The organism is Bradyrhizobium sp. IAR9 (assembly GCF_013408065.1).
Classification (GTDB): Bacteria; Pseudomonadota; Alphaproteobacteria; order Rhizobiales; family Xanthobacteraceae; genus Bradyrhizobium.
Genome location: NZ_JACBZW010000014.1, coordinates 46,633 through 71,236 on the forward strand (window position 1 = coordinate 46,633; position 24,604 = coordinate 71,236).

Sequence of the window (24,604 nt, forward strand, 5' to 3'; positions counted from 1 at the left end):
CAAAGCGAAGCGTGCCCACCATTATTGCTTTTCGCGTCCGAGATGGTGGGCACGGCGCGTTGCGCCTTTGCCCACCCTACGGCAATTCGCCTCAAAACTTCTCCACCCAGGGCCGCAGCTCGAGCTCCCAGCTCCAGGCGCTGCGCGGCTGCTGCAACACGTTCCAATAGCTCTGCGCGATCGCGTCGGGATCGAGCATCGAATCCGGCTTGTCTTCGGCTTCCGTCCGCGCCGCGCTGCGGATGCCGCCGTCGATCACGAAATGCGCGACATGGATGCCTTGCGGCGACAATTCACGCGCCAGGCTCTGTGCGAGGCCGCGCAGCGCAAACTTGCCCATCGCGAACGAGGCCGACTGCGCGTAGCCCTTGACGCTGGCGGAGGCGCCGGTGAACAGGATCGCGCCGTGCTTGTTCGGCAGCATGCGTTTTGCAGCCTGTTGCGCAACCAGAAAACCGCCATAGGCGCTGACCGCGATCGCGTTGGCGACGTCGGCAGGGACGAGGTCGACGAACGGCCCGCGCGTGCGGCCGCTGGCATTGTAGACCACGAGGTCGGGCGTGCCGATCTCGCGCTCGACGAGGCCGAACAGCCGCTCGACCTCCTCCGGATCCGCCGCGTTGCAGGCATAGGCCTTCGCGCCGGTCTCGCTACAGAGCGCGCCCAGCTTCTCGATCTTGCGCGCCGCCAGCGCGACGCGAATGCCTTGCGCAGCCAGCAAGCGCGCCAGCGAAGCGCTCAGGCCTTCGCCGGCACCGACGATGAGGGCGATCTTGTATTTCGGATGTTCCATGGCGTGATTTCTCGCAGACGGGAAGCCGTTGATCTATGCATGGTCCGCACGGACAACCAGCCGGGACGGTCACAATTCCGCAGGGCGAGTTTGCTCCCTCGCGGCGATCATGCCGCCTTGACGATTTGCGGGTTTATCCGCATCCGCCGCTGGAGCATGATCGACATCATTCCAAGCGGCAAGCGCCAAATCAGCGCAAAATGTCCGCACGACGGAAACCAAGAGGACGATCATGCCCAAGCCGGCCCCAGCGCAGCCGAAGAATGTCGTGGCCGCATCATCCGGACTGCTGGCGCCCGACACCACGGGGATGAATTTCTACCGCGCCGATCCCGCGCTGACCGACCTGCTCCGCATCCATCTCCCGGAAAATCTGTTCCGCCATATCGAGCCGCATCTCGATCGTCTCGGCGAACTCGCCGGCGGCCGGCTCGACGACTGCGCGCGGCTCGCCGACCGTCATACACCGGTGCTACACCAGCGCGACAAGTTCGGCCGCGACGTGCAGTGGATCGAATATCACCCGGCCTATCGCGAATTGGAGAACGCGGCGTTCGGCGAGTTCGGCATCCACGCGCTCTCGATCCGCAAGGGCATCATGGGCTGGCCGGGCAAATATCCCGTGGTGGCCAAACATGCCTTTACTTTCCTGTTCAACCAGACCGAATTCGGCATGGGTTGTCCGATCAACGTCACCGACGGCTGCGCAAAGCTGCTGGCGAATTTCGGCAGCGAGGCGCTGAAGGCGAAATATCTGGACGGCCTGACCCAGACCGACATGAGCAAGCTAACGCAAGGCGGCCAGTTCATGACCGAGAAGGAGGGCGGCTCCGACGTCGGCACGCTGACCACGCGCGCGGTGCAGGAGGGCGACCATTGGCGCCTCACTGGCGAGAAATGGTTCTGCTCGAATGCGGACGCCAAGGTGGTGATGCTGCTGGCACGGCCCGAAGGCGCCGGCCCCGGCACGCGCGGCGTCGGCCTGTTCCTGATGCCGCGCTTCCTCGACGACGGCTCGCAGAACCACTACCGGATCGTGCGTCTGAAGGACAAGCTCGGCACACGCTCGATGGCCTCGGGCGAGATCAAGCTCGAAGGTGCGATCGCCTATGCGGTCGGCAAGCTCGACCGCGGCTTCGTGCAGATGGCCGAGATGGTGAATTCGTCGCGGCTCTCCAATGGCGTCAAATCGACCGCACTGATGCGCCGCGCCTATCACGACGCGATGACGGTTGCGACAAATCGGGTCGTGTTCGGAAATCGCATCATCGACCTGCCGCTCGGCCGACGGCAGATGCTGAAGATCATGCTGCCGGTCGAGCAGGCGCTGTCGATGAGCTTCCTCACTGCGGACGCGCTCGACCGCGCCGAGGCCGGCAGCCAGGATGCGGCGGCGCTATTGCGGATACTCACCCCGACGCTGAAATTCCGCGCCACGCGCGATGCGCGCAAGGTCTGCGGCGATGCGCTCGAGATGCGCGGCGGCATCGGCTATATCGAGGAATTCGCGACGCCGCGTCTGCTGCGCGATGCGCATCTCGGCTCGGTCTGGGAAGGCACCGGCAACATCGTCGCGATTGATGCGCTCCGGCGCGCAGTCGGTCGCCATGGCGCGGAATCCGCGCTGTCAGCCGATCTGCATGCGCGGCTCGATGACAGTGCATCCGTGCCGCAGGCCTGGCGCGACAATCTACGTGGCCTCGTCGATCGTGCGGTGGGTTTTGCGCGAGAGGTCGCGGGGAAATCCGAGAACGAAGCGGATGCGCGTCGTGCAACGAGCCTGCTCTATCATGTCGCCAGCGCGGTCGCGCTCGCCTGGGAGGCACATCGTATCCACGAGATGCGCGGAGATGCGCGCCGGTTGCTGTTGTCGCGGCTGGTGATCGATCATCGGGTGGCGCCAAGCGATCCGTTCCGGCTGACGGAAAATGCGACGCGAGCCAGGATCGCTGCGCTGCTGCTCGGCGACAGCTCAGCCGGCATGAGCGAGGTTGGCGAACTGGTTCTGGCAGCGTAGGCTGCACGCCACGATCAAACCAAGAAACGCGACAGGGAGAGCTCGATGAAGGCCGCCGTCCTCTATGAAGTCAACCAGCCGCTCGTCATCGAGGACGTCAGCCTGCCGAAGCCGGGCCCGCGCGAGGTCTTGATCCGCACCACGGTCGCCGGGCTCTGTCACTCCGACCTGCATTTCATGGAAGGGCTCTATCCGCATCCGCTGCCCGCGGTGCTCGGCCACGAGTCCGCTGGCGTCGTCGAGCAGGTCGGCTCCGATGTCACTTACGTCAAGCCGGGTGACCACGTCGTCACTTGCCTGTCGGTGTTCTGCGGCACCTGCGATAACTGCACCACGGGCCGCACCGTCCTCTGCACCGACACCACCGTGAAGTTGCTGCCGGGGGCCTCAAACCGGATGCAGTGGTCCAAGCCTGAGAAGCTGCACCAGTTCCTCAATCTCTCGTCCTTTGCCGAACAGATGCTGGTGCACGAGAACGCCATCGTCAAAATCCGTAAAGAAATGCCGCTCGATCTCGCCGCGCTGATCGGCTGCGGCGTCATCACCGGCTATGGCGCGGTGGTGAATACCGCGAAGGTGACGGCCGGCGAGACCGTGGCGGTGATCGGTTGCGGCGGCGTCGGCATGGCCGCAATCAATGGTGCGCAGATCGCCGGGGCCGGCCGCATCATCGCCATCGACACCAATCCGGCCAAGCTTCAGCTCGCGACCAAGCTGGGTGCGACCGACATCATCAACCCCGCCGACGGCGACGTCGTGAAGCAGGTGCGCGATCTCACCAATGGCGGCGTGCATCATTCCTTCGAGGTGCTGGGCCGCAAGGAGACCGCCGAGCAGGCGTTCGGCATGCTCGCCTCCGGCGGCACCGCCACCATCGTCGGCATGATCCCGTTCGGCCAGAAGATCGAGCTGCACGGTTTCGATTTCCTGCGCGAGCGCCGGATCCAGGGCTCCTCGATGGGCTCGAACCATTTTCGCGTCGACATGCCGCGCCTGGTTGACTTCTACCTGCGCGGACGGCTGCATCTGGAGGACTGGATCTCGGCGAAATTGAAGCTGTCCGAGATCAACGAGGGTTTTGCCAACATGAAAGCCGGCAAGACGCTGCGCAGCGTGATCGTGTTCGACAGCTAGCGCCACGGACGCCGTCGTCGCTCGAAAATCAAGTCAATGCGACGCGGTCGGACCGTCGGCCGAGGCGCAACGTGTCTCCTTCACGAGCAGCAGCGTCATGGCCGTGGCGAGACCCGCGACGAGCATATACGCGAGGGATACGTTCAAGCCGGGACCCGCGAACAGCAGATAGGAGAACAATCCCGCGGTCGACGCGGTGAAGCCAAGCCAGGCAAACCTCGGAAGGCGAAATCCACGTTCGCCGTGGCGGAGATCGAGCACGAGGTAGAACACGAGAAGGGTGTTGCAGAGCGCCGCCGGCAACAGGCCCATGACGATCTCGCTCTCGAATGCGAGGTAGGATAGCACGCCATCGACTTGGGCAATCACCGCGAACGGCAGATAGCGCAGATTGAGGCAGGCCAGGGCGATCGCCGCAAGCTCGAACCCGTAGAAATAGCGCTCGTGCATCTTCGGAAGCAAATACGGCATGAGGATGAGCGATACGCACGCGACGAGCAGAATGAACTCCGGCCCCGTGCGCCTGGACTGTGCGATGAAGATCGATAGGGCAAGCCCGCTCGCCGCCGCGAGCACGAGGCCGGCGGCGACCCCGATTGCGTACGGCGTTCCTCCCGCGAACACCCAGATATTCGCTGCATTCATGGTCAGGTGATGAAATGTGTTGGCCTGGCCGAGATAGATCCCGAGTACGGAGACCAGGGACCTGCCGGCGACGAGAACCGGAATGGCGAGGATCGCATACGCTCCCGGAATAGCGGCAAGCCATGCCAGGTGGATCCTGCGGCGCAGGATCATGCCCAACACGAACGGCCCCAGGAAGACGCCTTGGGCTTTCACCGAGCAGGCCACTGCGAACGGCACAACGCCGTTTCGGTCCCGCATGAACATCGCCACGGAAATCAGCGCGAAGAAGGTCCAGATCGAATCGGCCTGTCCCCACATTGCGCCATTGAAGAGCACTGTCGGCGCAAGCCACACCGCGCAGAAGGCCAGGGAGGCGCGCAACGGCACACTTGTCACGCGCCAGACCATCCGGGCCACGACGATCGCGCAGCCGAACTCGAATATGGCCGAGATCATCTTCACGAGAGAAAGCGGCTGGCCTAGCCAATCGAACTGCGTGGCGATCAGCAGCAGGTAGCTGTAAAACGGCGTGTAGTTGGTGAAAGCCTCGGCCAGCCCGCCAATGCCGTGATCTCGCGCAAAGCTATACCAGGTGATGTACTCGGCGGCGTCAGCGGTCGCGTGTTCCCGCGCGAGGTAACGGAGCACAAGGCCCACGAGCCCGCACCCGATCGCTATGGCGATCGGAATCCGCCATCTCTCGGGCAGCGTCTCGTCTGGATTGACGCGATGATAGGGGTCGCGGAGCGCGCCTATCTCGATTGTATCGTTTGTCACGCAATCACTCTCGCCGGATTCGTAGCGTGTCCTCCCGACATGCTCGAGATCGATGCCCTGAGGGGACCTCTCGTCGCCTGCAATTTTGACGGGCGAACGATTGCCAGCCGGATAAATCTCAGATGTGCGGTTTGCCCATTGCTCGGGAAAAGATTGTTTGGTTAGCGATTTCTTTATGGCAGTCGTCGAATGACCCGCGGCCTGAGGGGGAACGGCAGCGTTCCCTCCTCACCGCGACACGTGTGCCGACACCGCGAGCCACTTGCCATTTTGCTTCGCCCAGCAATCGGTGTAGCGCCCCGTCGCCTGCTGGCCATCCGCCGTGGTGTAGCTCGTCGCGGCGTGGATGATGGCGAAGTCGCCCATGATGCGGATGATGACGTCGCGCTCTTTCAAGTTCCGGATAGCGATCGGCCGCGCCGTCTGCTCCAGGAAGGCGGCACGGTCGACCAGCGTCTTGTCGGGATTGGAGCAATAAAACTCCGCCGCCAGGATTTCGTCGAAACGCTTGACGTCGCAGTTCTGCACGGAGGCAACGTAGTCACGGTTGAGGGCGGTCAGTTGGTCGAGGTCCTGGCTCATGGTGCTTCCTTTCCGTCAATCCGGGGCGCCCGACGCGCGAGCCCAAAATCGCGACGTTGTCGTCCTCCGTCATCGCGAGGAGCCCGCGACAAAATTGCGAAGCAATTTTGCGCTGGCGACGGAGCAATCCGGACTGTCGCCTCGGAAAAATTCTGAATTGCTTCGCTTCGCTCGCAATGACGGGAAGAACTAGTCATTGAATAATGGCGGCGGCTGGAACCCGCCGAACTCACACTCAATCAGTTCAGCGAGCCTGAGCGGCGTGCGGTCTTCGAGGAAGGGGCCGATGATCTGGACGCCGACCGGCAGACCATCCTTCGACAGGCCGAGCGGAACGGCCGTGGCCGGCAAGCCCGTCAGCGTGGCGATGCCGGGCCAGGCAAGCTGGTCCGGATAAACATGGTCCTTGCCGTCGATATTGATCCGACGCTTCTCCTGCTCCGGCGAATGATCATGCGGATAGGCGGGGGTCGGCATGATCGGGCAGATCACCGCATCGAATGACCTGAACAATTGCCGCCACTGCGCGCGCAGCCCGGCGCGCGCGCCCTCGTCGAACACCCAGGCCTGATGGCTCGAGGTCATGCCGCGCAGCCGCTCGGCCGCAAGGCTCTTGTCGTCGGGCGAGAGTTGCGCCGCGCCGGCCCGCGCGCCGGCGAGAATGTCCGGCGGAAGGAAGGCGCCGAGGAAGCTCATCAGCATGCGCATATAGAGGCGCGAGGCTTCGCGGAAGTCCGGAAACAGCGGGCTTTCGCGCGCGACGTTCGCGCCGGCGCCCGTCAATCGCCCGGCCAGCGTCTCGATCGCGCTGCGAATGTCGGAATTCGCAGGCAGCAACGGATGGCTGTCGATCACAAGCAGGCGGAAATCCTTCAGCCTGTCGTGGCGTGCGTCCGGCAGCGCCAGCTTGTATCCGATGCCGAGGTCGACCGGATCGGGACCGGCCATCACGTCCAGCAGCAGCGTCAGGTCGGCTGCACTACGGGCCATCGGGCCGATCACCGCCATATCGCGTTCCATCGGGACCGCCGGAAATGGCGGCGGCGTATGGCCGCGCGTGGGACAGAGATTGTATGTCGGCTTGTGCGCATAGACGCCGCAATGGAATGCCGGCACGCGCAGCGAGCCGCCGATGTCGGATCCGAGCGAGAGCGGTCCGTAGCCGGCCGCAAGCGCCGCCGACGAGCCGCCCGACGAGCCGCCGGGCGTGCGGCCGAGATCGTATGGATTGTTCGTCGTGCCGTAGATGTCGTTGTAGCTCTGCCAGTCTCCCAGGCCCACGGGAACGTTGGTCTTGCCGAGAATGACGCCGCCTGCGTTCTTCACCCGGGAGATCGACAGCGCGTCCTCCGTTGGCTTGAAATCCTTTTGCGGCATCCAGCCCCAAGTTGTGGGCAGGCCCGCGATGTTGAAGGATTCTTTCGCCGTCACCGGAATTCCGAGCAGCGGTTTTCTTTCGCCGCGCGCCAGCGCCACATCGGCCTCGCGTGCCGCACTGCGGGCGCGATCAAAATCCCGCACGCAGATCGCATTGACCTTGCCGTCGTGACGCTCGATGCGGTCGATGGCATCCTGTGTAAGCTCGACCGCGGAGACCTTCTTTGCGGTCAATGCGGCCGACAGCTCGACCGCGCTCTTGAAACTCCATTCCGATCTGGCCACGGCGCTTCTCCTGCTCTTGTTGTCGGAGGATGATGCGCAGTTTGCCCGAATGCTGCAACCGCCGTTTGATCGCGATTGATGTCCCGGCGAGACGGAACGGAAGGAGTTCAGAATTCGTCGTCATCGCCCGCGAAGGCGGGCGATGACACCGCGGGCGGGTCGCTACGCCGCCCCGATCAATACGCCGACCGCGAGCACGATCGCGCCGCCGAGCACGATCTGGAACACGGCCTGGAGGAACGGCGTGTCCATATAGCGCGAGCGAATGAAGGCGATCGCCCACAATTCGAAGAACACGACGACGCAGGCGACGGCGGTTGCGATCCAGAACGCATTGGCCCAATGATCCGGCACCAGATAGGGCGCGGTATGGCCGAGCCCGCCGAGCGTCGTCATCGCGCCGCAGGTGATGCCGCGCAGCCAGGGCGAGCCGCGCCCCGTGAGCGATCCGTCGTCGGACAGCGCCTCGGCAAAGCCCATGCTGATGCCGGCGCCGATCGATGCGGCGAGGCCCACAAGAAACGTTTGCCAGTTCTGGTGGGTGGCGAAGGCCGCCGCGAACAGCGGCGCCAGCGTCGAGACCGATCCGTCCATCAATCCGGCGAGGCCCGGCTGCACATATTGCAGCACGAACATGCGGCGGTTGGTGCGATCCTCCTCGGCGCGGACGTCGGAATTCAGGATCTCGCCCGTCAGCTTTGCGGCGGTCTCCTCGTGACCTTTCTCGGCTTCGGCGAGATCGCCGAGCAGGCGGCGCACGCCGACGTCCTGGGCCTGTTCGGCGGCCTTCACGTAGAAGCGCTCCGCCTGCATCTCCATGGTCTCGACTTCCCTGCGGATGGCGTCGAGCGACAGGTTCTTGGTGAGCCAGACTGGGCGGCGGCGCAGGAATCCCTTGACGTCCTCGCGCCGGATCGGCGGCAGATGCTTGCCGAAGCGCTGCTCGTACAATTCCAGCAGCATGTGCCGGTGGCCGCGCTCTTCCTCGGCCATCTCCTCGAAGATTTTTGCCGTGTCCGGGTAACGCTCGCGGAGGTCCTCGGCGAAGGTCATGTAGATGCGGCTGTCCTCTTCCTCGGAGGAGATCGCGACCGCAAGCACCTCGCGCTCGGTCAGATCGGCAAAATTCTTCACGGTGGCCCTGTATCGATAGTTTAGAACTATTCTAAACTATATAAGGGGCCGGGGTTCCCGGGTCAAATCACGCGGTGCGGGTTCTGGCGAGGAAGTCCAGCAGCAGCCGGTTCACCTCGGCGGGCTGCTCCTGCTGCACCCAATGGCCGGCGCCGTCGACGAGATGGCAGCCGAGCATCCTTGTGCAGCCGCGCCCCTGCATCGCCTCGAACACGCCCGGACGCTGATAAGTGCCCCAATCCTGCTTGCCCGAGATGAAGCATGAGGGCACGTGGATGCTGCGTCCTGAAAACAGCTGCATCTCGCTGTTGAGCATGCCCGACGTGCCGTAGCGATACCATTGCAGCCCGCCCTGGAATCCGGTGCGGCCATATTCGGCGCTGTAATAGGCGAGGTCGCTGTCCGGCAGCCATTGGTTGGCGGCGATCGCGGCGGGTGAGGGCATTTCCTTCGCCACCGTCTCGGCCATGGTCTGGTTCAGGTCCATCACATAGTAGGTCGGCAGCTTTGCCAACTCGTTCGCCGACCACGATGACAGCGGATACGGCTTGTTGTCGGTCCAGTCCGCGCTCTTGTGATGATAATAGGCGCGCAGGAAATCATGGACGCCCTGCGGCGCGTGCTGCATGTCGGCGTTCGCCTCGCGTGTCGAATAGTACCATTGATAGTGCTTGCGCGGCCGCGGCAGCGCGGCGAGCTCGCGATGCACGGGGTCTTCGGCGGGCGGCTTTGCCGGTGTGTCGACCGTATTGAAGGGCAGGGGCGGCGGCCCGCCGAACGGCGCGCTCATCATCGTCACCGAACGAAACACATCAGGCCTTATCAGCGCGCACCAGGATGCGACCGGGCTGCCGAAATCGTGCCCGACCACATCGACCTGCTTGTAACCGAACGCCGACACCAGAGCGAGCGCATCGCGCACCAGGTTGAAGAGCGAGAAGGGCGCGAGATCGCCGTCGTATTCCGCGCGCCATCCCGTGGTGCGGCCATAGCCGCGCTGGTCCGGCGCGATCACGTGATAGCCGGCCGCAGCCAGCGTCGGCATCACCTTGCGCCAGGAGAAGGCGAGCTCGGGAAAACCGTGCAGCAAGAGGACGCATGGCCGTCCCCTGGTCTCGAACCCGGCCTCCAGCACATGCATGCGCAAGCCGTTGATGCCGTCGACATAACGCGAGCGGATTCCGGCGGGCAGGGGGATGTCGGGGAGTGCAGTCATCGTGTCTCTCCACTCGGGTGGAATCGTAGGGTGGGCAAAGCGGAGCGTGCCCACCATAAAGAGTGGTGGGCACGGCGCGCGAAGCGCGCGCCTTTGCCCACCCTACGGCATCTCGCTAAACAGCCGCGCACACGAATGCACTGCCCTTGCGCCGGATCTTCCCCACCGAGGGCGAGGGGAAATGCGCGGTACAGCACAGCGTGTCGGTGTCGCAATAGCGTTCCAGGAAGCTGCGGCGCGTTTTCGCTGCCGCGACCGGATCGACGTCGAACTTGATCGACAGCTCCGGATGAAGCGTCTGCAGCGGCGAGTGCATGAGATCGCCGGAGAACACGGCATCGTCCTTGCCGCGGCCCATCGTGATGGCGATATGACCCGGCGTATGGCCCGGCGTCGGCAGGATGCGGACGTGATCGCCGATCTCATGATCGTTGCCGACGAGCTCGTGCCTGTTGGCCTCGACCACCGGCAGCACGCTGTCGGCGAAGGGAGCTACTTCCGCCTTCGCATTCTGCTCGGTCCAGTGGTCGAATTCCTGCCTGGCGAAGACGTAGCGTGCCTTGGGGAAGGTCGGCACCCAGCGGCCGTTCTCCAGCCGCGTGTTCCAGCCGACGTGATCGACGTGCAGATGCGTGCACATCACGAAGTCGATGTCCTCGACCGCAAATCCGGCGGCGCCCAGCCCGCGCAGATAGGTGTCGTCGGTCTTCATGTTCCATTTCGGCCGAGGCCGCGGCTTGTCGTTGCCGATGCAGCTGTCGACCAGGATGGTGTGATGGGGCGTCTTCACCACATAGGACTGAAAGCACAGGAGCAGCACGTCTTGGTCATCCAGCGCCTTGTTCTCGCGCATCCATGCCCGGTTCTCGGCCAGCACCTCCGCCGTCAATCCCGGCAGCATCTCCAGCGCCGGGACGAACGAGGTTTCCTGCTCAATGACGCGATGGATGGTGAGATCGCCGACCGAGAACTTCAGGCTCATGAGAACTCCGGTTGTACAGCATGATTCCGGAAAAGTGTGCAGCGGTTTTCCGACAGGATCATGCCCAGACAATCAAGCTAAAGCGCGATGACGATCATCGCGCTTTAGCTGGCCGGCGGCACCGAGATCTTCACGGAGGGCCGCTCCAACATCTTCTGGTGGAAGGCGTCGAGCTTCGGATAGGCCTTGCGCCAGCCGCAATCGGCGAAGCGGAAATCGGCATAGCCGAGCACGCAAACGAGGCCGATCTGCGAGATGTCGAAGGGACCATTGAGGACTTCGGGCATGTTCTCGAAGCGCGCCATGCCGGTCCAGGCGCGGTTCCAATGGTCGTCCGACCACGCCTGCCATTGCAGGCCCTGCGGCCGCACCATCTTCTCGTAGCGGCACAGCAGCATGGAATCGAGCATGCCGTTGATCAGCGAGTGATTGGTCTTGGCCTTCCAGCGCCGCGGGCCATAATCCGGGATCAGGCTGCCGCCGGCTATCTCGTTGAGATATTCGACGATGACGTAGGAATCCAGGATGACGTCGCCATCATTGGTGATCAGCACCGGCAGCTTCTTCAGCGGCGTGATCTTCGAATAGTCCTCATTGGCCGTGCCCGGTGCGACGCTTGCGGGCACGAGCTCGATCTTGTCGATCAGCCCGAGCTCGATCGCAGCGATGCGCACCTTGCGGGCGAAGGGCGAGGCGGGGGAGAAGGTGAGCTTCATTGGAAATAACCTCTATCCAGGCACACAGTCCTCACCCTGAGGAGCGCGCCTCTTGGCGCGCGTCTCGAAGGTGGACAACGAGGGACGCTCTCTCGTTGCCCGGCGCGCGAACGCCGGGCAACCGTGCTTGTGGCGCATCCTTCGAGACGCGCGCGTTGCGCGCTCCTCAGGATGAGGGCGGCGGCTTACGCCGCGATAATCTCCTGCCTCTGCTCGCCGAGACCCTCGATGCCGAGGCTGACGACGTCGCCGACATTGAGGAAGGTCGGCGGCTTCATGCCGAGGCCGACGCCGGGCGGGGTGCCGGTCGTGATGACGTCGCCGGGCAGCAGCGTCATGAACTGCGAGACATAGGAGATGCACTTGGCCATGGAGAAGATCATGGTCTTGGTCGAGCCGGTCTGGCGGCGCTGGCCGTTGACATCCAGCCACATCGACAGGTTCTGAACGTCCTTGATCTCGTCCTTGGTTGCGAGCCACGGACCCAGCGGGCCGAACGTGTCGTGCGACTTGCCCTTGGTCCACTGTCCGAGGCGCTCGATCTGGAAGGCGCGCTCGGAGACGTCGTTGCAGACGCAGTAGCCGGCGACGTGGTTCAGCGCGTCGGCTTCCGAGACATATTTCGCACGGGTGCCGATGATCGCGGCGATCTCGACCTCCCAGTCGAGCTTGGTCGAGCCGCGCGGCTTTTCGACCGCATCGTTCGGGCCGGACAGCGATGTGTTTGCCTTCATGAAGATGATCGGCTCGCTCGGGATATCGGCGCCGGTCTCCTTGGCATGGTCGGAGTAGTTGAGGCCGATCGCGACGAATTTCGAGATGCCGGTGACGGGCGCGCCGAACCGCGGCTTGCCGGAGACCGCCGGGAGCGAGGCGGGGTCGAGGCCTGCCAGCTTCTTCAGGCTCTCGGGCGAATAGGCCTCGCCGGTGAGGTCCTTCAGATGCGCCGACAAGTCGCGCAACTGGCCGGATTTGTCGATCAGGCCGGGCTTTTCCGCACCCTTTTCGCCATAACGAACAAGCTTCATTCTCGTTTCTCCCTAGGAATGGACCGATCGGTTAAACAGCTTCATGGAACAGGGCGGCGGGAAATTCAACCGCCCAGAGCGGGGCGCATTGCAGCCCTTCCCTCGTGGCGTAGGCGGAGGATCGTAGGGTGGGTTAGCCGAAGGCGTAACCCACCACGTCTGCCTCCGCGGGGACAGAAGAGGTGGATTACGCCGAGCAGATGCGCTTCGCGCATCTGCAGGGCTAATCCACCCTACGAATTCTACGATTGCAGCGCCACAAACCTGAATGCCTCTCCATCCCGCCTGATATGCCCGGCCGAGAAATGGCCGCCGATCACCAGCGTCGGCGTGTCGGCAAAGCGGCCGAACAATTCGCGTCGTGTTTCGGCCGACTGCGTCTGGTCGGAATCGGCGGTCGAGGACCAGTCGAGATGTGCCATCTGGCAAGGGTGATGGGCGACGTCACCCGTGAGCAGACCCTGTTCGCCATCCGATCGGATGAGAATGCTCATATGGCCGGGACTGTGGCCGGGGGTCGGGATCATGCTGATCTCCTCGCACAGCTGGTGATCGCTCGGGATCAGATCGGCCCGGCCGGCATCGACGATCGGCTTCACGGAATCCTCGAACACGGCCCGCTTGTCCGGCTCGGTCGAATGTTCCAGCCAATGCTCGTATTCGGTCTTGCCGAAGACGTAGCGTGCCTTGGCAAATGTCGGCACCCATCGGCCGTCGACCAGGCGCGTATTCCAGCCGACATGATCGACATGAAGATGCGTGCATAGCACCGTGTCGATGCTGTCGGGCGCAAAGCCCGCCGCCATCATCGTCGCCAGGAACGGCGTGGTGCGGTTGTTCCAGGTCGGAACATTGCGGCCCTGCTTGTCGTTGCCGAGGCCCGTATCGACAACGATGCGGCGCGAAGGCGTCTCCACCACCAGCGAATGGATCGACATTTTCAGCCGGCCCTCTTCGGTGGCAAAATGCGGGATCAGCCAGGGAAGCTTCTGAACCTCTGCGTTGCTCGCGAGCGGCAGGATGAAGCGGGTCGAGCCGACCGTCTCCAGCTCCACAATCTTGGTGATTTTGACTTGGCCGACCTTCCACTGCATCCGGCGCCTTCCCATGTTCTTGCCTTGATGCCGAAAGATGCGCCGTTTCCGCCATCAAGCGCAATGGATCATCTGACGCGGTGCGGCGTTATCGCGGGAACCCCAGGAAAAAGCCGAAGAGGAAGCCATGCCAGAGCTTGCGATTTCCGCGGAGAAGGTCGCCTTCATCATCGAGAAGGCACGTGAATTCGACGTCAAGGAAGGCGATTCCGATCCGGATTCCGGCTCGAACGCGAGCGATGACGACGCGCTCGATGTTCTCGAGGATGACGGCTCCGATCCTGTCGTCCAAGAACTCGGAAGCTTCATGATCGCCCTGAACGAGGACGAGCAGCTCGATCTCGTCGCGCTGACATGGCTCGGTCGCGGTGACGGCACGATCGACGAGTGGGACGATTTGCGCGCCCGCGCGGTGGAGGCGCGCACCGAATATCGCAGCCCGCGCCGCGAAACCGTGCATTATCTGCTTGGCGAGCCGATGCTGGGCGATCTGCTCGCCGATGGTCTCGACGAATTCGGCATCGACTGGACCGACGAGCGCACGACGGCCGACTCGTCTGGTCCGAGCCAGCAGGACGAAGACGAGCCGACGAAGCAGCGGTGATGATCGGGCTCTGACGCCTCCACATCGTCATGGCCGGGCTTGACCCGGCCATCCACGTCTTACTTTGCCGAACAAAGAACGTGGATGCCCGGGACAAGCCCGGGCATGACGATCTTTCGTGGAATGCGCCGTTGCGGATGCGATGATGGGTTACAACGTCCCCGGAAACGCGCCGCCATCCAGGAGGATGTTCTGCCCCGTAATGAAGCCGGCCTTGGCGCCGCACAGGAAGGCGCAGGCATAGCCGAATTCGTCGGGCTGGCCGAAGCGGCCGGCGGGGTTGAGCTTGGCGCGCTCGGTCAGGATCTGCTCGGCCGAGACGCCGCGCTTGTCGGCCTCGGCCTTTGCGGTGCCGGTCAGGCGATCCGTCTCGAACGGGCCGGGCAGCAGGCCGTTGATGGTGACGTTGTTGATCACGGTCTTGCGCGACAGGCCGGCGATGAAGCCGGTGAGGCCGGCGCGCGCGCCGTTGGAGAGGCCGAGGATGTCGATCGGCGCCTTCACCGCGGCCGAGGTGATGTTGACGATGCGGCCGAACTTGCGCGCCATCATGCCGTCCACGGTCGCCTTGATCAGCTCGATCGGCGTCAGCATGTTGGCGTCGATCGCCTTGATCCAGTCGTCGCGGGTCCAGTTGCGGAAATCACCGGGCGGTGGGCCGCCGGCATTGTTGATCAGGATGTCGGGCTCGGGGCAGGCCTTCAGCACGGCTTCGCGCCCAGCCGGCGTCGTGATGTCGCCGACGATCTCGGTGACCTTCACATCAGGATAGGCTTTTCGGATCTCGTCCGCCGTTTTCTTCAAAGCTTCCGCGCCGCGCGCGGTCAGCGTGACGTCAACGCCGGCATCAGCCAGCGAGATGGCGCAGGCGCGCCCGAGACCCTTGCTGGATGCGCAGACGATGGCGCGGCGACCTTTGATCCCAAGATCCACTGTTTCACTCCCGTAATGTCAGGCAGGTTTTGGATGGCGCTATTCTAGCCAACATCGGTGCCGCTGATAAGGCATGGGCTCGCATCAAAATGCATGGCGCGTCCGCGCGGCGATGCAAATGCGCAGGCATGATCCGGAAAAGTGCGTATCGATTTTCCGAAAAGATCATACCCAAACAACAAAGGCGCGATCTTCTCGCGCGTCAGATGCGCCGCTCCTGCTTGAGGCGGTCGATCGCGGAGCTCGCTTCCGGGGGCAGCGATTTGAAGCCCATCTGACCCGCCGTCGAGAACAGCGGCCGCAGATGCGAGCCGGCGAGAAACGGCGGCTGTTTGTTGGCCGGCACGATCTGGTCGAACACCAGGACCAGCGTGGTGGCGACGAGACCGACCCTGACGGCGCCGAGCGCGGCGCCGCCGAGCCGGTCGCCGATACCGGCGTCGCGGATGGTGTCGTTCAGCACCAGGCGGCCGATATAGCCGAACAGCATGCCGACCACCACAAAGATGCCGAACAGCCAGATCCAGTTCTGCAGCAGAGGCGCATTCGGATTGCCGGCGATTTGCGGCGCGATCAGCGGCATCAGCGCGACCGCGATCGGCGCAGCGAGGAGATAGGCGAGGATGGTCATGGCGCTGCGGAGCAGGCCGGTCCTGAAGCCGAAGCCGGCCGCGATGGCGAGCGCGGCATAGACGGCGAGATCGAAATTGTTCATGAGCAAACCTGCCTCAATGGAACGAATGAACGCCGGACCGATCATTCCGGTTTCAAATCGCTAAAATCGTCTGTATTGATGGCTCCAAAAGCTCGAGGGTTACGCCAATGTCAGGCCTATTCGACGTCAGTAAAGAAACCATCCTCGTCACGGGCGCGAGCCAGGGGCTGGGGCGGCAATTTGCCCGGGTGCTCGCCGCTCACGGGGCGGCCATCGCGCTCGCGGCGCGTCAGGCCGACAAGCTGAAGAGCCTGGAGGAGGAAATCCGCGGCAAGGGCGGCCGCGCCGCCGCGGTCGCGCTCGACGTCACCGACACCGCCTCGATCGCGCGGGCCGTCGATGCGGCAGAGGCTGCGCTCGGTCCCGTCACGGTGCTGATCAACAATGCCGGCATCGCCATCGAGAAGCTCGCCACCGAGCAGACCGAAGCGGATTGGGACGCGGTGATCGGTGCAAATCTCAAGGGCGCCTATTTCCTCGCGACGGAAGTCGCGCGGCGCATGATCGCGCGCAAGCAGTCAGGCAACATCGTCAACATCGCCTCCGTGCTCGGCACCGGCGTCCTGAAGGCGGTGTCGCCTTACGCGATCTCCAAGGCCGGCATCATCCAGGCCACCAAGGCGATGGCGCTGGAGCTCGCCGGCCAGAACATCCGCATCAACGCGCTCGCGCCCGGCTATATCGACACCGAGATGAACCACGCCTTCTGGTCGACCCCCGCAGGCGAGCGCCTGGCCAAGCGCATCCCGCAGCGCCGTGTCGGCGCCGAGTCCGATCTCGACGGCGCGATTCTGCTGCTGGCGTCACAGGCGTCGCGGTACATGACGGGGAGTGTGATTACCGTCGACGGTGGTTTCCTGTTGAACTAAGTCCCACCGTCGTCCCGGACAAGCGCGTCTCAAGCGCGCGCAGATCGGGATACATAACCGCAGCTGCCGACTAACCCGTTCGGATCATATCCGCCGCCTTCTCCCCGATCATGATGGTCGGCGCGTTGGTGTTGCCGCCGATCAGCGTCGGCATGATCGAGGCGTCGACGACGCGCAAGGCCTCGACGCCGTGCACCTTCAGTGCCGGATCGACCACGGCCATCGCATCCGTCCCCATCTTGCAGGTGCCGACGGGGTGATAGACGGTATCGACGCGATTGCGCAAAATGTTGCGGATGTCGTCGTCGGTTCGCACGTCGGACGTGAACATGTCCTTCTTCTGCAGCGCGCGCAGCGCCGGCGTCTCCATCAGCCGCCGCGTGGTCTTGAAGCCCGCGACCATCGTCTCGAGATCCTCCGCTTCGCCCAAAAAATTCGGATCGATCATGGGCGCTGCGAGCGGATCGGCGCTCTTCAGCGACACGCTGCCGCGGCTCTTCGGCCGCAGCAGGCAGACATGGCACGAGAAGCCCGCCTCCTTGTGCTTCTTGCGGCCGTGGTCGTCGAGCATCGCGATGACGAAGTGGAGTTGGATGTCCGGTACGTCGAGGTCAGGCCGGGTTTTCAAAAAGCCGCCGCACTCGGCGAAATTGGTGGTCATCAGGCCGCGACGTTCGCGGCGATAGCGCTGGATGGCACGGAGCAGGGACGGCAACCGGCCGAGCGAGGCATGAACGAAGTGCGGATAGTCGGAGGCGTAGACGAACACGAAATCCGGGTGGTCCTGCAGATTGCGTCCGACGCCGGGCAGATGATGGAGCACGCCAATACCGTGCGTTCGAAGCGCATCGCCATCGCCGATGCCCGACAGCATCAGCAATTGCGGTGACTGGAAGGCGCCGCCGGCAAGGATCACCTCGCGGCGCGCGCGCAGCTGCTTCGTCTGCTTGCCCTGCACATATTCGATGCCGACTGCGCGCCCTCCTTCGAACAGGATTTTCGTGGCGTGTGCCCCCGTCTCGACGCGCAGATTTGTGCGCTTGTCGATGTGGGGGTGCACATAGGCGCGCGCCGCGCTCCAGCGTTCGCCATTGTGCTGCGTCACCTGATAGCTGCCGAGCCCTTCGTGATCCTCACCATTGAAGTCCTCGCGAATGCGGAACTGCGCCTCGCGTGCGGCCTGATGGAAGACATCATGGATCGGATTGTCCGCGCGGAGCCGGTTGACATGCAGTGGGCCGCCCTTGCCGTGATACTCGCCGTCGAAATCGGAATTGTTCTCCGAGCGCTTGAAATAGGGCAGCACGTCCGCATACGACCAGCCGGCATTGCCGAGCGAAGCCCAGTGGTCGTAGTCCCATTTGTGGCCGCGAATGTAGACCATGGCGTTGATCGCCGAGGAGCCGCCAAGACCCTTGCCGCGCGGCTGATAGCCGATGCGGCCGTTCAGTCCCTTCTGCGGCACCGTGTCGAAGGCCCAGTTGGCCGTTTTGTAGGGCAGGGCGAGCCCAAACGGTGTGGTGATGCGCCAATTGTCGTTCGTCCCGCCCGCATCGAGCAACGCCACGGACGTCGCCGCATCCTCCGACAGCCGCCCCGCAATTGTGCAGCCGCCGGAGCCCGCGCCCACGACGACGAAATCGAATGTATCGGTCACTTTTTCCCCCACGAAAGTTCTTTGTTGTTTTCGTCATTGCGAGCGTAGCGAAGCAATCCAGGCTGTCTCCGCGGAGGGATTCTGGATTGCTTCGCTGCGCTCGCAATGACGGTGTTTGCGGCCCCTACGACATGAACCGCATCAACTTCTCCAACCGCGCGATCTTGCCGCCATAGGGCGGATAGAGATCGGCGAGGCGGTTGAACTTGGAGCGATAGAATACCGGCTTCAACTTGCTGAACGTGCGAAAGCCCCATTCGCCGTGATAGGCGCCGGTGCCGGATGCGCCGACGCCGCCCATCGGCTGGTTGATTTGCGTGAAGTGAAACAGGCAGTCGTTGATGGTGGCGCCGCCGGAGATGGTGCGGGCCAGCACCTCGTCGCGCGCGGTGCCGTCCTTGCCGAACCAGTACAGCGCCAGCGGCCGGTCGCGATGGTTGATGAAGGCGATGGCGTCAGTGGGATCGCGATAGCCGAGAATCGGGAGCACCGGCCCAAAAATCTCCTCCTGCATCGCCGCCATCGCGTCGGTCGCCCCGACGATCAGCGTCGGTGGGAATTTGCGGTGCGCCTTCCAGTTCGGATCGTCCGCTTTCGCCGGCTGCAGGATTTTGGCGCCGCGCTCCGCCGCGTCCGCGACGAGGCCTTCGAGCCGGGTGTAATGCCGGTCCGAGATGATCGAGGTGTAGTCCTTGTTCGCCGGATCGGTGCCGAACATCCGCCGCATCTGGGCGCGCACGTTCTCGGCGAAAGCCTGCAACGAGCGCTCCGGCACCAGCACATAGTCCGGCGCGATGCAGGTCTGCCCTGCATTGAGCAACTTGCCGTAGGCGATGCGCTCGGCCGCTTCATCGAGGTCGGCCGAGGCGTCGATGATCGCAGGCGACTTGCCGCCGAGCTCGAGGGTAACCGGCGTCAGGTTACGCCCCGCGGCCTCCGCGACCAGCCGCCCGACCCGGGTCGAGCCGGTGAACACGAGGTGATCGAACGGCAGGCGCGCAAACGCCTCTGCGATCTCGCCCTCGATGCCGGTGACGAGCAGCTCGGTCGCATCGAATCGCGCGGCGACCGTCTCCTTCAGCAGGCCTGCGAAGTGCGGCGTGAGCTCGCTCGGCTTGATCAGGACGCGGTTGCCGGCGGCTAGCGCGCCGATCGCGGGCGCGAGCGTGAGCTGGAGCGGATAATTCCAGGGCGCGATGATGCCGACGACGCCGAGCGGCTGCGGCATCAGCCGGTTGCGCGCCGGCAGGAATTGCAGCGCGGTCGCGACCCGCTGCGGCGCCATCCAGCTCTTGAGGTACTTTGTGGCGTGCCGGATCTCGGAGAACAGCAGCATCGTCTCGGCGATGGTGGTCTCGACCGCCGAGCGGTGGCCGAAATCGGCCGAGATCGCCTGCCGGAAACGCTCCTCATTGTCGGCGACCACGCTGCGCAGCCGCGCCAGCCGGTCAAGCCGCTCGGCAAGGCCGGCCGGCGGCTGGTCCCGCGACGGCACGACCATGGCGTGGAAGGCCTCCTCCAGCGCTCCGACCGGGACGCTCGTCAGGGATTTGTCCACGGCGATCCTCCCTCACCGGCGTTTCAGCCTTAATCTTGTTGCCGCAAGCTGGCCCTTTGTGGAACTTCTGGCAAGAGCACAGGGAACGCAGCCGAAATCGGTCGCTTCCCCTGTCATAAAGTCGAAAAAAACGTTCCCGCAGCCCTTTCCAAAGGCAGCTCGCCTTGATACATACGCCCCGCACCCGACGGGCTTTGCCCCGGGTTGCCTTCCAAGGAAGCCTTTGGGACGGACGAGAAAAGCCACGCGAACAGCGCAGGCCTCAACCGACCGTCCCCGGGATCCAACTGAAGGCAAAGCAAGTGTTTAACGCGGGGTGGAGCAGCCCGGTAGCTCGTCAGGCTCATAACCTGAAGGTCATAGGTTCAAATCCTATCCCCGCAACCAAATTCGGAATGCCGGTTCCGATGAGAAAATGGCCCGCTGGATGCGGGCCATTTTTTTTGGGGGGAAGAGCCTCAATGCCGACTCTCTCGAGCCGCGCTGTGCCCCCCTGGCAGAGCGTGCGAGCCGCGCGACTTGGCGACAAGCGCGCCAATATGATCTTCGAGAGTGGTCCTCCCGCGTTCGAAGGGCGCCGACATCGCAAAGCCGCTATCGACGCTGACCGCGGTCATTCGCGCATAGGACTCGGCCGCTGCGGCAGAGAAGCCCAGCTTTCGATAAGCCGCAATCCATTGATCGCGCGGTAGGACCTCGACCTTCACCGGATTGCCGAGCGCCGCCGCGAAGACATCCGCTACGTCCTGCGGCGAATAGCGCTCGGGTCCTTCGACATAATGTACATCATGATCGCAGGGCCGCTCCAGTAGATGGCGCGCGGCCGCTTTGCCGAGATCGGCGGGCGCGACCATCGGGATCTTCATGTCCCCCGGAATCATTGTCGGCAACACGCCTCGCTTCGCGGCACCGAGCATTTCGTCCCAGTTGCTCATGTAGTAAGCGCCTCGCTGTATAGTCGCCGGTGTCGATCGCGCGGCAAGCGCCTGCTCGAAATCGTAGAGGATATTGAGATCCCCGCAGCGCTCGCCCGGCTGGGCGCCATAAGTGGACGCCGCGACGACTTTCTCGAGACCAGATCCGTCGACTGCCGCGACGATGCTCCGAACAGTAGCATGTTCCTCACGATCGGTGTCGGTCGAGACATCGGCGTTCGGGTTTAGCAGGAAAGCGCGAGTGCCCGTCCTGAACACCGCACGCAGGGCTTCGGTGTTGCGCAAATCGACGACCGCGGTCTGTGCGCCGCGTTTGCGCCAATCGGCATCGTTGACGCTGCTGTGAAGCACGGCCGTGACTGGCCGACCTGCACTCAGCAACGTCGACGCCACCGCTGAGCCGACACGGCCGTTTGCTCCGATCACGATGAACATTTCTGCTCTCCATAAGGCTGAATCGGATAAATATTCCGAGTCGCCCATGGTTCCGTAATCGACCCAGTAGGATAGGAAGGGCGCAAATCACAGTTGCCGGCGGCGCCTCGTTCCGACACCTTCTCTCAATTATTCGGAGAGCGTTCGCGAAAGTCGTGCGGCCGCCTCGGTATCGGTGGGTGCGTATCCCTGCAACCAAGTTCGGATTTTACTGGATCCGAGACGAAAATGGCCCGCATGGCGCGGGCCATCTTTGTTTTGGGTTTTGTGACCTTATAGAGGCCATCGTCTGCCACGCGACCTTTGCAGATCGGATTGCGCGGCACGCGCGGTCAATGACAGCAGAAAGCGCTCAGTAAGCGAGCTTTGGATACCAGTCGGTGCCGCGCCCGTCTGGCGTGGTGTCGAGGATGGTCCAGAGCGGATCGATGTCGGGCGCGCCGCGCGGATCCTGTTGGGGGTCGGCCATCGTGGCGCCCATCTCGCCGGACCAGAAATGCCGGATCGTGCCGTCGCGCTGCGTGAACACGCTGTAGCCGGGCACATCGGCATCCTCGGCGCTGACGTAGTCGCGCGTGTAATCGCCGGAGATGTCAGAGAAGACCTTGTGTCGTGTCCAGCCACGCGCTTTCTTTGCCTCGATCAATCGCGCGATCGGCGATCGCGCGATGAAGACGAACGCAATACGCTGCTCGATGTCAGGCAATTTGTGCTCCCACGTGCTCATGAATGAGGTGCACATCGGGCACGGCGTCTGCCGCTGCGGGCCGAACATGTAGCTGTAGATCGCAAGCGTCTGCTTGCCGTCGAACAAATCGACGAAATTCGCTTTGCCATTCTCGCCTTCGAACACGTAGTTTTTCTTCACCTCGCCGCCGGGCGGCAGGGCCCGGCGCAGTTCAGCGACACGCTCGATATGACGACGCAGCTCGATCTCCTCGGCCAGGAGGCTTTGCCGAGCGCGGCGGTAGTCGGCGCTTTCGTTGGGAAAATGAGCTTTGTTCGTGCGAGCGAGCTCGGAAGCAGGCTTGATGGAACTATCCATGGCGTGACCTCTGGTTGGGGCCGATATCTCTGAAGACGTCCGGTGGCGCCTCGTTCCGACACTTCCGCTCACTTATTCGGAAAGCCTTCGCGTAAGTGAGTGCGCCGCAAATCCATCGCAACGTCGCTCGAACGACACGATATCGCGGCGGAACCCAACCTGCATCCGGGCGTCATATGAGACTGCGGGATAGAACTTGCTGCTTGATTCGCCGTCGTTCGGAAGGGCTGGTCCAATGAAGTTCGAGGATTTCGAGGCCGCCGATGTTCAGGCGGAGGAAGCGCGGATTTTCATCCGTCGGGCCGGTTCGGGACCGGCGATTCTCCTGCTGCACGGATTTCCCCAGACGCATCTGATGTGGCGAGACGTTGCGCCGTTGCTCGCGCAAGACTTCACGGTCGTTTGCGCCGATCTTCGCGGATATGGTCGCAGCGCTTGTCCGCCCTCCAGCCCGGACCACGCGCCATATTCGAAACGGGCGATGGCAAAGGACATGGTGTCCGTCATGGCAAGGCTTGGCTTCGACCGCTTTTCGGTTGCGGGCCATGATCGCGGTGGCCGTGTCGCTTACCGGCTCGCGCTCGACCATGGCAACCGCGTGGAGCGGCTCGCCGTCCTCGACGTCGTTCCGATCGCCGATGCCTGGGAGCGTGCCGACAAGGAACTGGCGGTCGGCTATTGGCCCTGGTCGTTGCTCGCGCAGCCTGAACCTCTCCCTGAGCGGCTATTGTCCGCAGCTCCCGATGCCGTCATCGACAATGCGCTCCATGGCTGGGGGTCGCGAGCAGACAGTTTCAGTCAGGCCGTCCGGACGTCCTATGTCGAGGCGTTGCGCGATGAGGCGCATGTTCACGCGATCTGCGAGGAATATCGAGCGGCGGCGACGATCGATCATGAGCACGATCTGGCGGATCGCAATTCCGGCCGCCGGATTGATTGCCCTGTCCTGATCCTCTGGAGCCGCCGCGGCCCGTTGAATTCCTGGTATGCGAGCGAGGGCGGCCCCTTGGGGCTATGGCGGACCTGGGCCGATGACGTGCAAGGAAAGCCGCTCGATGGAGGACATTTCTTTCCGGAGGATATTCCGCAGCAGACGGCCCTTGAGCTGAATCGGTTCTTCGGGAGCGATAGCTAGTTGCGCGTCCGCAACCTGCGAAGATGGCTCGCTCGCATCCGGCGCGATGCCCACCACGATCTTGGTGCTGTCGGCATCCGACGGCCCCTCCGGCCAGAACTGGCCGACCTTGATGGTGCCTTCGACCTCCAAGAGTCCAACGGGCATCGGCCGCTCCTCTCAAACCGGCGCGGTCGCTCCCTTGAGGCGGCGCCCCCCGCGTGGGGACGGGCGCGACGCGCGCGCGACCCTGGCAAACAAAACGCCCGCGCATCTCAAGTGCGCGGGCGACGATCGAAGCCGGTTGCGTCTGCAGATCAAGATCTGTGCGGACAGACCATCGTCAGATTCAGCAGCGTCGGCTTGTCCGATCCCTTCTTGTATTCCCACTCCAACCGGATCTCGTGCCGATGGGCATAGGCATCGCTTGCCGCGTGGCTGATGATCTTCGTCTTCATCGGGATCGGCGGCTCCGAGTTGAAGCATTTCCGCACGCAGGCATCGAGCAGGTCACATCGTGTCAGCGGGATGACGCCGGGCTCGTCCTTGGAGAGCGGGACCGTGTTCGGCTGGGTGCTGAGGTCGACGCGGGCGCGGCCCTTCTCCTTGTGCCAGTACTTGGCGCTGCCCTGCGGCCATATCGACGGCGGGTTCAAGATCAAATGGTACTGGCCGTATTCCAGGGTTGGCAGGTCGATGTCATCGGATGCCTTGAGCTTGGCGACGCTCTTTTTCATGTTCGCGAGGGGATAGTAATTGGCGTTCATCAAGTCTCGAAATGCCTTGCCGCTATATACCAGTCCGGCCATCGCGTCTTTCCTCGATATGTCTGATTGTCAAAAACCGTAGCGTCTGGCCGCAAATACGCGTCACGCGGCGGCCGATCACACAATTTGTTGTGTGCAGGCACGCTACCATCCACGACTGTACTTCGTCCAGCGAGCTACCATCCGGTAAGGTCGCGTATCCCGCAAGCC

General features: G+C 63.4%; 23 protein-coding genes and 1 tRNA gene. 6 read left to right on the forward strand and 18 right to left on the reverse strand.

Features of this window, described 5'->3' with window-relative positions; translation table 11 throughout:
- Positions 1-91 precede the first annotated feature (91 nt).
- Entirely contained in the window at positions 92-793 is a 702-nt protein-coding gene (locus GGD67_RS30020) for an SDR family NAD(P)-dependent oxidoreductase (RefSeq protein WP_092254227.1), read from the reverse strand.
- 69 nt (positions 794-862) lie between these two features.
- Positions 863-1,033 (reverse strand): hypothetical protein, encoded by a 171-nt coding sequence (locus GGD67_RS30025; protein ID WP_179737939.1) that lies wholly within the window; start codon positions 1,031-1,033, stop codon positions 863-865.
- On the opposite strand from GGD67_RS30025, the gene GGD67_RS30030 reads away from it, so the two are divergent.
- Positions 1,026-2,810 (forward strand): acyl-CoA dehydrogenase family protein, encoded by a 1,785-nt coding sequence (locus GGD67_RS30030; protein WP_179737941.1) that lies wholly within the window; start codon positions 1,026-1,028, stop codon positions 2,808-2,810. The two genes, GGD67_RS30025 and GGD67_RS30030, sit on opposite strands and share 8 nt — an antisense overlap.
- 45 nt (positions 2,811-2,855) lie before the next feature.
- The gene (locus GGD67_RS30035) at positions 2,856-3,944 is read left to right on the forward strand and encodes a Zn-dependent alcohol dehydrogenase (protein ID WP_028140641.1); all 1,089 of its coding nucleotides are present in this window, start codon (positions 2,856-2,858) and stop codon (positions 3,942-3,944) included.
- A 33-nt stretch (positions 3,945-3,977) separates the two neighbouring features.
- Here GGD67_RS30035 and GGD67_RS30040 read toward each other — a convergent pair whose 3' ends face one another.
- The 9 genes from GGD67_RS30040 to GGD67_RS30080 form a co-directional block, all read right to left on the reverse strand.
- Positions 3,978-5,348, reverse strand: coding sequence for a hypothetical protein (locus tag GGD67_RS30040; RefSeq protein WP_179737943.1), 1,371 nt, complete (start codon positions 5,346-5,348; stop codon positions 3,978-3,980).
- A 228-nt stretch (positions 5,349-5,576) separates the two neighbouring features.
- Complete coding sequence (locus tag GGD67_RS30045; RefSeq protein WP_179737945.1) at positions 5,577-5,930, reverse strand: nuclear transport factor 2 family protein; 354 nt, start codon at positions 5,928-5,930, stop codon at positions 5,577-5,579.
- Positions 5,931-6,119: 189 nt separating this feature from the next.
- Positions 6,120-7,592 carry an amidase gene (locus tag GGD67_RS30050; RefSeq protein ID WP_179737947.1) on the reverse strand — a complete coding sequence of 491 codons (1,473 nt, stop codon included), beginning with the start codon at positions 7,590-7,592 and terminating at the stop codon, positions 6,120-6,122.
- Positions 7,593-7,754: 162 nt separating this feature from the next.
- Positions 7,755-8,726, reverse strand: coding sequence for an iron exporter MbfA (gene mbfA / locus GGD67_RS30055; RefSeq protein ID WP_018321384.1), 972 nt, complete (start codon positions 8,724-8,726; stop codon positions 7,755-7,757).
- 67 nt (positions 8,727-8,793) lie between these two features.
- Positions 8,794-9,942 carry an alpha/beta fold hydrolase gene (locus GGD67_RS30060; protein ID WP_179737949.1) on the reverse strand — a complete coding sequence of 383 codons (1,149 nt, stop codon included), beginning with the start codon at positions 9,940-9,942 and terminating at the stop codon, positions 8,794-8,796.
- A gap of 115 nt (positions 9,943-10,057) precedes the next feature.
- Complete coding sequence (locus GGD67_RS30065) at positions 10,058-10,924, reverse strand: MBL fold metallo-hydrolase (protein ID WP_179737951.1); 867 nt, start codon at positions 10,922-10,924, stop codon at positions 10,058-10,060.
- A 104-nt stretch (positions 10,925-11,028) separates the two neighbouring features.
- A complete protein-coding gene (locus GGD67_RS30070; protein WP_092254243.1) occupies positions 11,029-11,640 on the reverse strand; it encodes a glutathione S-transferase family protein in 612 nt (203 codons plus the stop codon).
- A 185-nt stretch (positions 11,641-11,825) separates the two neighbouring features.
- The gene (locus GGD67_RS30075) at positions 11,826-12,668 is read right to left on the reverse strand and encodes a fumarylacetoacetate hydrolase family protein (protein ID WP_018321387.1); all 843 of its coding nucleotides are present in this window, start codon (positions 12,666-12,668) and stop codon (positions 11,826-11,828) included.
- 242 nt (positions 12,669-12,910) lie between these two features.
- Positions 12,911-13,762 carry an MBL fold metallo-hydrolase gene (locus GGD67_RS30080; RefSeq protein WP_177237027.1) on the reverse strand — a complete coding sequence of 284 codons (852 nt, stop codon included), beginning with the start codon at positions 13,760-13,762 and terminating at the stop codon, positions 12,911-12,913.
- A 127-nt stretch (positions 13,763-13,889) separates the two neighbouring features.
- On the opposite strand from GGD67_RS30080, the gene GGD67_RS30085 reads away from it, so the two are divergent.
- Positions 13,890-14,366 (forward strand): DUF3775 domain-containing protein, encoded by a 477-nt coding sequence (locus GGD67_RS30085; protein WP_026202540.1) that lies wholly within the window; start codon positions 13,890-13,892, stop codon positions 14,364-14,366.
- Positions 14,367-14,516: 150 nt separating this feature from the next.
- Here GGD67_RS30085 and GGD67_RS30090 read toward each other — a convergent pair whose 3' ends face one another.
- Together GGD67_RS30090 and GGD67_RS30095 are read right to left on the reverse strand one after the other, a co-directional pair.
- Positions 14,517-15,299 carry an SDR family oxidoreductase gene (locus tag GGD67_RS30090; protein WP_018321389.1) on the reverse strand — a complete coding sequence of 261 codons (783 nt, stop codon included), beginning with the start codon at positions 15,297-15,299 and terminating at the stop codon, positions 14,517-14,519.
- A 202-nt stretch (positions 15,300-15,501) separates the two neighbouring features.
- A complete protein-coding gene (locus GGD67_RS30095) occupies positions 15,502-16,014 on the reverse strand; it encodes a CvpA family protein (protein WP_092254887.1) in 513 nt (170 codons plus the stop codon).
- A gap of 107 nt (positions 16,015-16,121) precedes the next feature.
- On the opposite strand from GGD67_RS30095, the gene GGD67_RS30100 reads away from it, so the two are divergent.
- Entirely contained in the window at positions 16,122-16,883 is a 762-nt protein-coding gene (locus tag GGD67_RS30100) for an SDR family oxidoreductase (protein WP_018321391.1), read from the forward strand.
- Between the two features lie 70 nt (positions 16,884-16,953).
- Here GGD67_RS30100 and GGD67_RS30105 read toward each other — a convergent pair whose 3' ends face one another.
- Positions 16,954-18,540: a GMC family oxidoreductase gene (locus tag GGD67_RS30105; RefSeq protein WP_179737953.1), complete on the reverse strand. Its 1,587-nt coding sequence runs from the start codon at positions 18,538-18,540 to the stop codon at positions 16,954-16,956.
- Between the two features lie 124 nt (positions 18,541-18,664).
- On the reverse strand, positions 18,665-20,041 hold the full coding sequence (locus GGD67_RS30110; RefSeq protein ID WP_246783511.1) for a coniferyl aldehyde dehydrogenase: 1,377 nt from the start codon (positions 20,039-20,041) through the stop codon (positions 18,665-18,667).
- A gap of 367 nt (positions 20,042-20,408) precedes the next feature.
- Here GGD67_RS30110 and GGD67_RS30115 point away from each other — a divergent pair.
- Positions 20,409-20,485: transfer RNA gene (locus tag GGD67_RS30115), tRNA-Met, on the forward strand.
- 71 nt (positions 20,486-20,556) lie between these two features.
- Here GGD67_RS30115 and GGD67_RS30120 read toward each other — a convergent pair.
- Positions 20,557-21,468: an NmrA family NAD(P)-binding protein gene (locus GGD67_RS30120; RefSeq protein ID WP_179737956.1), complete on the reverse strand. Its 912-nt coding sequence runs from the start codon at positions 21,466-21,468 to the stop codon at positions 20,557-20,559.
- A gap of 352 nt (positions 21,469-21,820) precedes the next feature.
- Complete coding sequence (locus tag GGD67_RS30125) at positions 21,821-22,513, reverse strand: DUF899 family protein (RefSeq protein WP_179737958.1); 693 nt, start codon at positions 22,511-22,513, stop codon at positions 21,821-21,823.
- A 235-nt stretch (positions 22,514-22,748) separates the two neighbouring features.
- On the opposite strand from GGD67_RS30125, the gene GGD67_RS30130 reads away from it, so the two are divergent.
- Positions 22,749-23,648 (forward strand): alpha/beta fold hydrolase, encoded by a 900-nt coding sequence (locus GGD67_RS30130; RefSeq protein ID WP_179737960.1) that lies wholly within the window; start codon positions 22,749-22,751, stop codon positions 23,646-23,648.
- Between the two features lie 296 nt (positions 23,649-23,944).
- Here GGD67_RS30130 and GGD67_RS30135 read toward each other — a convergent pair whose 3' ends face one another.
- Positions 23,945-24,436 (reverse strand): hypothetical protein, encoded by a 492-nt coding sequence (locus tag GGD67_RS30135; protein WP_018321397.1) that lies wholly within the window; start codon positions 24,434-24,436, stop codon positions 23,945-23,947.
- Between the last annotated feature and the right edge of the window lie 168 nt (positions 24,437-24,604).

Coding starts and splice junctions, on each gene's coding strand:
- GGD67_RS30020 (WP_092254227.1), bottom strand. CDS start 793: ATGGAACATCCGAAATACAAGATCGCCCTCATCGTCGGTGCCGGCGAA.
- GGD67_RS30030 (WP_179737941.1), top strand. CDS start 1,026: ATGCCCAAGCCGGCCCCAGCGCAGCCGAAGAATGTCGTGGCCGCATCA.
- GGD67_RS30035 (WP_028140641.1), top strand. CDS start 2,856: ATGAAGGCCGCCGTCCTCTATGAAGTCAACCAGCCGCTCGTCATCGAG.
- GGD67_RS30045 (WP_179737945.1), bottom strand. CDS start 5,930: ATGAGCCAGGACCTCGACCAACTGACCGCCCTCAACCGTGACTACGTT.
- GGD67_RS30060 (WP_179737949.1), bottom strand. CDS start 9,942: ATGACTGCACTCCCCGACATCCCCCTGCCCGCCGGAATCCGCTCGCGT.
- GGD67_RS30065 (WP_179737951.1), bottom strand. CDS start 10,924: ATGAGCCTGAAGTTCTCGGTCGGCGATCTCACCATCCATCGCGTCATT.
- GGD67_RS30070 (WP_092254243.1), bottom strand. CDS start 11,640: ATGAAGCTCACCTTCTCCCCCGCCTCGCCCTTCGCCCGCAAGGTGCGC.
- GGD67_RS30075 (WP_018321387.1), bottom strand. CDS start 12,668: ATGAAGCTTGTTCGTTATGGCGAAAAGGGTGCGGAAAAGCCCGGCCTG.
- GGD67_RS30080 (WP_177237027.1), bottom strand. CDS start 13,762: ATGCAGTGGAAGGTCGGCCAAGTCAAAATCACCAAGATTGTGGAGCTG.
- GGD67_RS30085 (WP_026202540.1), top strand. CDS start 13,890: ATGCCAGAGCTTGCGATTTCCGCGGAGAAGGTCGCCTTCATCATCGAG.
- GGD67_RS30095 (WP_092254887.1), bottom strand. CDS start 16,014: ATGAACAATTTCGATCTCGCCGTCTATGCCGCGCTCGCCATCGCGGCC.
- GGD67_RS30100 (WP_018321391.1), top strand. CDS start 16,122: ATGTCAGGCCTATTCGACGTCAGTAAAGAAACCATCCTCGTCACGGGC.
- GGD67_RS30110 (WP_246783511.1), bottom strand. CDS start 20,041: ATGGTCGTGCCGTCGCGGGACCAGCCGCCGGCCGGCCTTGCCGAGCGG.
- GGD67_RS30120 (WP_179737956.1), bottom strand. CDS start 21,468: ATGTTCATCGTGATCGGAGCAAACGGCCGTGTCGGCTCAGCGGTGGCG.
- GGD67_RS30125 (WP_179737958.1), bottom strand. CDS start 22,513: ATGGATAGTTCCATCAAGCCTGCTTCCGAGCTCGCTCGCACGAACAAA.
- GGD67_RS30130 (WP_179737960.1), top strand. CDS start 22,749: ATGAAGTTCGAGGATTTCGAGGCCGCCGATGTTCAGGCGGAGGAAGCG.
- GGD67_RS30135 (WP_018321397.1), bottom strand. CDS start 24,436: ATGGCCGGACTGGTATATAGCGGCAAGGCATTTCGAGACTTGATGAAC.